The sequence below is a fragment of the Halorubrum coriense DSM 10284 genome, from assembly GCF_000337035.1.
GTDB lineage: Archaea > Halobacteriota > Halobacteria > Halobacteriales > Haloferacaceae > Halorubrum > Halorubrum coriense.
Window position 1 is genome coordinate 1 of record NZ_AOJL01000023.1, and the last position, 5,996, is coordinate 5,996.

Here is a 5,996-nt window from a genome sequence, read left to right on the forward strand (position 1 = left end):
CGCCTCCGGGCGCGTTCGGTGGGCCACCTCCGGGACGCACACCACCGAGGAGTTCGTCGCGGGCGTCGAGCGCGCGCTCGACCGATGACCGACGTCTCGCTCGCGACGAACGTCCCGTTCGCCGTGACCGCGGGCGTCGCGACGTTCTTCTCGCCGTGCGCCTACCCGCTCTTACCCGGCTACGTCGGCTTCTACGTGAACTCCGTCGACGCCGACTCGGCGTCGGTCGTCGGGGCGGGGGCCCGCGGCGTCGCGGCCGCGGTCGGCGTGCTGGCGACGTTCGCGCTGCTCGCTGGGGCCACCGTGCGGGTCGGCTACTCGACGCTGTCGAACATCACGGTCTTCGAGACGCTCGTCGGCGGACTCCTCGTCGTCTTCGGGCTCCTCGTCGTCGCCGGGCGCGCGCCGTCGATATCGGTGCCGCTGCCCGAGCGGCGGGCGAGCGTGTTCGGGTTCGGGCTCTTCGGCGCGGGGTATGCGCTGGCCGGCGCGGGCTGCGTCGCGCCGGTGTTCCTCGGCGTCGTGGCCCGCGCCATCGCGCTGCCCGCGGAGACGGCGACACTCGTCCTCGGGGCCTACGCCGGCACCGTCGCCGTCCTGATGGCCGCGACCACCGTCGCGACCGGCGTCGGCCTCCTCAGCAACGCCAACCGGGTGATGGCCCACGCCGGGCTGCTGAAGCGGATCGCGGGCGGCGTGATGGTCGTTGCGGGGATCGGACAGCTGTACCTCGCGCTCGTCGTGTACTGACGGCGCGGCCGGCGGTCGGGACTGGCGGAAATCGGGATCGCCGGACCCCCGCCGACTCGTGGGATCCGCTCCCACGTCTCCCGTAGATTCTTAAGCGATTGCGCGGAATCTCCGGACAGCCGAACCGAGACGGTTCGGTCCCCGTACCATGGATCTCGATCAGTTCACCGCCGAGAACGCACCGACCGACAGCGCGGAACCGTTCCAGCGCGAGAACAGCTACACCCTCGACGTCGAGGTCGCCGGCACCGTCATGGCGAAGGCGGGCTCGATGGTCGCGTACACGGGCGACGTCTCGTTCACCGGGAAGGCCTCCGCCGAGGGCGGCATCACCGGCTTCCTCAAGGAGGCCGCCACCGGCGAGGGAACGCCGATCATGGCCGTCGAGGGCGACGGACACGTCTACTTCGCCGACGACGGCAAGAAGGTACAGGTCGTCGAGCTCGACGCCGGCGAGTCGATCACGGTCAACGGCGAGGACGTGCTCGCGTTCGAGGAGTCGCTCTCCTACGAGATCAGCACCATCGACAGCCTCGCCGGCGCGCTCGCCGGCGGCTTCAGCAACGTCTACCTCGAAGGCCCGGGCTACGTCGCGCTCACCACCCACGGCGACCCGATCGTCCTCGAACCGCCGGTGGCGACCGACCCGAGCGCGACCGTCGCGTGGGGCGGCACGTCCCCGGACGTCGAGGTCAACCGGAGCCTCTCGGACATGATCGGGCAGGAGTCCGGCGAGCGCTACCAGATGCGCTTCGACGGCGACGGCGGCTTCGTCGTGGTCCAGCCGCGAGAAGAGCACGTCTGAGCCGAGACCGAGACGCCGACCTGCGAGTCCGGCTTACCGCGCCGCCAACCAGTCGGCGAAGTCGCCGGTGAGGAAGCCGGCGTAGTCGACGACCCCGAGGTACAGCGAGACGACCACGACGATCACGATCGGGATCCGGACGATCCAGATCCACGCGTCGTCGAGGCCGCCGACGTCGCCGATGCCTTTTTTGAGCTCTTCCCGGCCGACGTCCGGTGCGACCCAGCCGACGAACAGCGCGAGCAGCAGCGACCCCAACACGAGCAGGATGCCGTCCGCGAGGAGGTCGTACAGGCTGAGGAAGATGGAGTCGATGGTGACGGGAACGCCGAGCAGGAAGACCGCGGTTCCGAGCGCGGCCGCCGCCGGGACCCGCGCGACGCCGACCTCGTCGATGAGGTAGGAGACGAGCACTTCGAGGATGCTGATCGCCGAGGAGAGCGCGGCGATACCGACCATGCCGAAGAAGACGACGCCGAGGACGCGACCGCCGGGGATGCCCGCGAACGCCGCGGTGAGGCTCACGAATATCGCGCCGGGGCCGCCCGTCCCCGGCTCGATGCCCACGGAGAAGAGGACCGGGAAGACGACGAAGCCGACGAGGACCGCGACGAGCGTGTCGAGCGTCGCGATGATCCCGGCGTCGGCCGCGAGGTTGCGGTCCTCGCCGAGGTAGGAGGCGTAGGTGATCATCACGCCCATGCCGAGCGAGAGCGTGAAGAACGCCTGTCCCGCCGCGGCAGGCAGGATCTCGGTCCAGTTCGCCGCTATCGTGCCGAAGTCCGGCGAGAGGTAGTATGCGTACGCCGCGCTCGCGCCGTCGAGGGTGGTGCCGTACGCGGCCAGTCCGAGGAGCAACACCAGGATGGCGGGGACCATCACCTTCACGCTGAGTTCGATCCCGCGCCTGACGCCGGCCGCGATGATACCGATCACGAGCAGCATGAACGCGGCGTGGAAGACCAGGGTGTCGAGCCCGGTCGCCACCGTTCCGAACAGCGCCTCCGCCTCCGACGGGTCGGCGAAGGCGAACCCCTCGGTGATCCCGATGAGCGTGTACCGGAGGAACCAGCCCGCGACGACGCTGTAGTACGAGAGGATGATGAAGCCGGTGACGACGAACAGCCAGCCGGCGGACGACCAGACGCCGCTACCCAGTTCCCGCAGCGCGCCGACGGGGTTCCGCTCGGTGCGACGCCCGATGACGAACTCGACGAGGATCGCCGGGAAGCCTATCAGCGCGACGAACGCCAGATACGTGATCAGAAACGACGAGCCGCCGTACTGGCCGGTGATGAAGGGGAAGCGCCAGATGTTCCCGAGTCCGACCGCGCTACCGACCGCGGCGAGGATGAACCCCGCTCGCGTCGCCCATGTCTCGCGTGCCATTGGTGTGCGGGATGAATCCCCTCTCCCCCGTAAAAACGTGTCTCTCCGGCGCGCTTACTACCGATCATCAAACATGATCAATCGGTCACCGTCGCGGCGACGAGAACCTGCGTCGCCGCGCGTCCGCGCCGAGTCGTCGGGCGGGCAGGTCCGCGTCGGGGACCGTGAATTTAATAGCCGGACAGAGACCTCACGAGGTATGGAACGCGTAGACGTCGCGATCGTGGGCGGCGGGCCGGCCGGGTCGTCCGCGGCGCACGCGGCCGCGACCGGCGGGGCGGACGCCCTGGTCGTCGAGAAGGGAGTCCCCCGGGCCGACCGCGACGGCCTCGGCCCCGATTCGACCGACGCGGCCGGGATCTTAGATTACTGGGTGGACATCATGGGGATCCACCCCGACGAGTTCGACGACGGGGTCGTTCAGCGCGAGCTGACCCGCGCCGAGTTCCGCGGGCCCGACGAGTCGGCGACGCTCACCGCGACCGGGATCGACTCCTCGTACGACAAGTTCGGGTACACCTTCCAGCGCGCGCGGTTCGACGACTGGCTCCGCGACCGGGCCGAGGAGGCGGGGGCCGAGTACCGCGTCGGGACCTCCGTCCGCGGCGTCGACACGGACCTCTCGGTGACCCCCGGCGACGGCGACCCGCGTCACGCGATCGAGCTCGCGGACGGCTCCACCGTCGGCGCCGACTTCGTCGTCCTCGCCGACGGGCCGCAGCGGACGGTGACGAACCGCGTCCTCGACGAGTACCTGCCCGCGGACGCGAAGGCCTCCGAGCGGCTGGCCTCTCGGACCGCGAACCACATCGCGTATCAGGAGTACCGGCGCGTCCCCGAGGAAGTGTTCGAGGAGGTCGAGGACGCGCTCGTCTTCTGGTGGGGCGTGATGCCGGGCGAGACCGCCTACCCGTGGGTCTTCCCCAACGCGGACCGCGTCTGTCGGGTCGGGCTGACGATGCCGATCGGCCTCGACATCGACGAGATCGACGCCTCGGAGTACGCCCTCCTCCGCGAGGACGACGAGTCGGTCCCGCAGGGCGGCGAGTACGTCCGGCGGCTCTTGGAGTGGCAGTACGGTGACGAGTACGACGTCGAAGAGGACTTCCCGCTCGTCGAGGACGCGGGCAAGCGGGGCGGGACGGAGACGTACCCGATCTCGTCGACCCGGCCGATCGACTCGCCCGTGGAGGCCGGTATCGCGGTCACGGGCGGCGCGATGGGGACGACTTCGGCGTTCCACGAGGGCGGCGACCACGTGGCGGTGCGGACCGGTGCCATCGCGGGCGAACTCGCCGCCGAGGGCGATCTGGCCGCGTACAACCGCCGTTGGAAGGAGGCGATCGGCGACGAGGTCGTCCGCAACGTGACGATGGCGGACATGGTCGCCGACTACGAGCCGGCCGACTGGAACCGCGTCATCGGCGCGGCCGACGCGATGCTCGCCGCCGAGACCGGCGACGACCTCCTCTCGCAGCCGTACCGCTCCGGCTGGGAGTCGCTGAAGCTGCTGCTCGGCTACAAGTGGAACAAGCGCCGGGTGAAGAAGGGGTACGTCGGCATCGACGAGAGCGAGTACGTCTACTGACGCCGCGTTCGGGCCGGCGTCGCGCGCGAACGGCGATTTTACTGGCGCGTTCTTCGGAGTCGCCGCTCACCGAACGACGGGCGCCGACAGCTCGACCGGATCGTCGTCGATCCCGGCCACGTCGACCGGCTCGGCCTCGTGGGTCGGCCACCGGCCGGTCTTCGTGAGCCGTTCGGTCAGGTCCGGCGCGACGAGGTGCGTGTCCTCGCTCTTCGTCCCCCGGACCGTCGGGTTCCACGCGTAGCCCATCGGCCGCCGGACCGGCTCGTCGCCGTCGGGCGTAGCGATCCATTCCCGACCCGCGAACCCGGCGGCGCCGCCCTGATGATGCCGTTCCCACTCGTCGGGGAAGCCGACGGCGTCGTACGCCTCTCGGACGGCCGCGAAGACGTCCGCGGCGGTGTCCGGCTCGCCGTCGTCGTCGTCGCCCGAGAGCGCCCCGGCCGCGGCGGCCTCCGTGGCTCGGATCGCGGTCGCCTCGACGCGCGCGGCGGCGCGGTGCCGCTCCTCGAACCGGTCCGGGGCGTCGAAGGCGACGGTGCGCGTCAGCGAGGCGTACAGCCCCGCGCGCTCGCCGGTGACCGACACGAGCGCGTAGTCGCCGAGGGCGGCGTCGGTCGGGGTGTAGTGGCGGTACGCCTGCGCCCGCTCCGCGCCGCCGACGAGCACGACCGGCGTGTCCACGTCGCGGGAGGCGAGCGAGATGTCGATGCCGGCCGCGACCTCGTACTCCGGGTCCTCGGGCTCGAGGTTCCGGCAGACGGTCTCGACCGCGGCGGCGACCTCGCGGCCCAGCTCGCGGTACCGCTCGACGTCGTCGTCGGTGAGCGGCTGCCGGAGCCGGCTCCCGTCGACGGCCTCGAACCCCGGAACGTCGAAGTCGGCGGCCGCCGGCGCGGGCGAGCGCTCGGCCACCGCGTCCGCGAGCGAGTCGGCGTGCCACGGGAACGACTCGACCGCGAACGCGTCCGGGAGCTCCTCGTCGGCGAGCCGGTCCGCCTCGATGTTGTCGGCGATCACGCGGAGTTCACCGTCGTAGCCGGCGGCGGCGACGCCGGTCGTCGCGTCGGCGTCGACGACGTTGTCGCCGCCGGTGAGCCACGCGAACCCGTTCGGGCGGGCGAACCAGACCGCTTCGAGCCCGCGCTCGTCGAGGTACGCGTCGAGCCTGTCCGTGCGGGCGTCAAGGTCGACCATACGACCCGACTCTCGGCGAGTCAGTAAAACCGGTCGGAACCCGGTCGGCGCGCGGACGCCGACCGGCGCGGATCGGCCGGGAGCCGGAACGAATCGGCCGGTCGAGGGCTGTCGGCTCCGCGATCGTCGCTCCGCCGTCTCCCGATCGATCGCGTCGATCGCCTCCGACGGGCGGCGCGGGTAGTGTTTAGATAAGCTGATTCCATGCGAAGGCGAACGCTTGTAACCAATTTTCGGCGGTACTTGGTTCGGCGTGGCTAAATGTAT

General features: G+C 70.7%; 5 protein-coding genes and 2 pseudogenes. 4 read left to right on the plus strand and 3 right to left on the minus strand.

The genetic code is table 11. The features are described from left to right. The 3 genes and pseudogenes from C464_RS19560 to C464_RS04685 all read left to right on the plus strand — a co-directional run. A pseudogene (locus tag C464_RS19560) lies at positions 1 to 88 on the plus strand (TlpA family protein disulfide reductase); the annotation flags it as partial. Continuing rightward, a complete protein-coding gene (locus C464_RS04680; protein ID WP_006112417.1) occupies positions 85 to 750 on the plus strand; it encodes a cytochrome c biogenesis protein CcdA in 666 nt (221 codons plus the stop codon). The pseudogene C464_RS19560 and the gene C464_RS04680, both read left to right, overlap by 4 nt. A gap of 148 nt (positions 751 to 898) precedes the next feature. Further along, the gene (locus C464_RS04685; RefSeq protein WP_006112419.1) at positions 899 to 1,555 is read left to right on the plus strand and encodes an AIM24 family protein; all 657 of its coding nucleotides are present in this window, start codon (positions 899 to 901) and stop codon (positions 1,553 to 1,555) included. Positions 1,556 to 1,588: 33 nt separating this feature from the next. Here C464_RS04685 and C464_RS04690 read toward each other — a convergent pair whose 3' ends face one another. Continuing rightward, positions 1,589 to 2,944 carry a sodium-dependent transporter gene (locus C464_RS04690; protein ID WP_006112420.1) on the minus strand — a complete coding sequence of 452 codons (1,356 nt, stop codon included), beginning with the start codon at positions 2,942 to 2,944 and terminating at the stop codon, positions 1,589 to 1,591. Between the two features lie 199 nt (positions 2,945 to 3,143). Here C464_RS04690 and C464_RS04695 point away from each other — a divergent pair, with 199 nt between their 5' ends. Continuing rightward, on the plus strand, positions 3,144 to 4,532 hold the full coding sequence (locus C464_RS04695; protein WP_006112421.1) for an NAD(P)/FAD-dependent oxidoreductase: 1,389 nt from the start codon (positions 3,144 to 3,146) through the stop codon (positions 4,530 to 4,532). 66 nt (positions 4,533 to 4,598) lie between these two features. Here C464_RS04695 and C464_RS04700 read toward each other — a convergent pair whose 3' ends face one another. Together C464_RS04700 and C464_RS18370 are read right to left on the minus strand one after the other, a co-directional pair. After that, complete coding sequence (locus tag C464_RS04700) at positions 4,599 to 5,729, minus strand: M24 family metallopeptidase (protein ID WP_006112423.1); 1,131 nt, start codon at positions 5,727 to 5,729, stop codon at positions 4,599 to 4,601. A gap of 187 nt (positions 5,730 to 5,916) precedes the next feature. Next, positions 5,917 to 5,996, minus strand: a pseudogene (locus tag C464_RS18370) (IS6 family transposase); the annotation flags it as partial.

What these genes read in the sequence shown, in the direction of transcription:
- C464_RS04700 (WP_006112423.1), bottom strand. Translation starts at nt 5,729, where the DNA reads ATGGTCGACCTTGACGCCCGCACGGACAGGCTCGACGCGTACCTCGAC.
- C464_RS04695 (WP_006112421.1), top strand. Translation starts at nt 3,144, where the DNA reads ATGGAACGCGTAGACGTCGCGATCGTGGGCGGCGGGCCGGCCGGGTCG.
- C464_RS04690 (WP_006112420.1), bottom strand. Translation starts at nt 2,944, where the DNA reads ATGGCACGCGAGACATGGGCGACGCGAGCGGGGTTCATCCTCGCCGCG.
- C464_RS04680 (WP_006112417.1), top strand. Translation starts at nt 85, where the DNA reads ATGACCGACGTCTCGCTCGCGACGAACGTCCCGTTCGCCGTGACCGCG.
- C464_RS04685 (WP_006112419.1), top strand. Translation starts at nt 899, where the DNA reads ATGGATCTCGATCAGTTCACCGCCGAGAACGCACCGACCGACAGCGCG.